The following is a 1,053-nucleotide window of genomic DNA, read 5'->3' on the forward strand; positions in this document are numbered from 1 at the left end:
CCGCAACTACGGTTTGGGGCGGTAAAAAAGTAGAACTTAACCCGACCAAATGGGATTGGGTTAAAAATACCGGCTATAAAAAACCTGCTGCCCGCCATATGCAGACTGTAGATGGGGAGATGGCAGGGGGGAATAGACCGCCTAAATCTATAACGTCCAACAGCAAAGCAGATGCTTCCACACAACCGTCTTTACAAGCGCAACTAATTGGAGAACAAATTAGTAGTGGGCATGCTTATAACAAGCATGTCATAAGACAACAAGAATTTACGGATTTAAATATCAATTCACCAGCAGATTTTGCTCGGCATATTGAAAATATTGTTAGCCATCCAACAAATATGAAAGAGTTACCTCGCGGTAGAACTGCGTATTGGGATGATAAAACAGGGACAATAGTTATCCGAGATAAAAATTCTGACGATGGAGGTACAGCATTTAGACCAACATCAGGTAAAAAATATTATGATGATTTATAGGAAAAAGCCATGAATATACTATCCATAAATAATCAAAACTCAACTATTTCACTAACTCAAGATGAAGTTTTTGTTTTACGAGCTATCTTGAATGAGATATATGCGGGCGTATGTGTAGATTCAAGAGAATTTGAAAATGTATCTGGTGTTAGAAAACATGAAGTAGATAATTTACAACAACAGTTTGCTGGAATTTATAAAAAAATGACAACTTAACAACCCAAATTTTTGTCAGAGCCTAGTGCAAATTACAACTATGATTCTCTTGTAGCTGCAATGAACGAAAAAAATCATGGGTTGGCGACAGGGTTGATGTTGTTAATATGCCTGATGGAGCACCTACTAGTATGGATAACACGCGTATTATGGCAGCACATGAAGCAGGGGTAAAAGTGGAAGCGAATGTTCATAATTTTAATGACCGATTATCATCAAAAGAGAGAATCAGGTTTAAGCATGATGGTATTGAGCCTCAAACTTGGGGAGAAGCTATCCAGCTACGAATTAGAAAGCAAGAAACACAAAAAGGAGTTCCAGAAGGGTGGAGCAAAAAGATTTCCTAACGGAAGTATTT

1 protein-coding gene and 2 pseudogenes are annotated in these 1,053 nt (G+C 38.0%); all 3 read left to right on the forward strand.

Going from position 1 to position 1,053, the window contains the following annotated elements; genetic code table 11:
- A pseudogene (mafB, locus tag DCH402_RS00010) lies at positions 1-479 on the forward strand (polymorphic toxin MafB class 3); the annotation flags it as partial.
- 9 nt (positions 480-488) lie between these two features.
- Complete coding sequence (locus tag DCH402_RS20835; protein ID WP_002218303.1) at positions 489-695, forward strand: hypothetical protein; 207 nt, start codon at positions 489-491, stop codon at positions 693-695.
- Between the two features lie 27 nt (positions 696-722).
- Positions 723-1,053, forward strand: a pseudogene (locus DCH402_RS20840) (hypothetical protein); the annotation flags it as partial.

The sequence above is a fragment of the Dickeya chrysanthemi NCPPB 402 genome (genome assembly GCF_000406105.1).
GTDB lineage: Bacteria > Pseudomonadota > Gammaproteobacteria > Enterobacterales > Enterobacteriaceae > Dickeya > Dickeya chrysanthemi.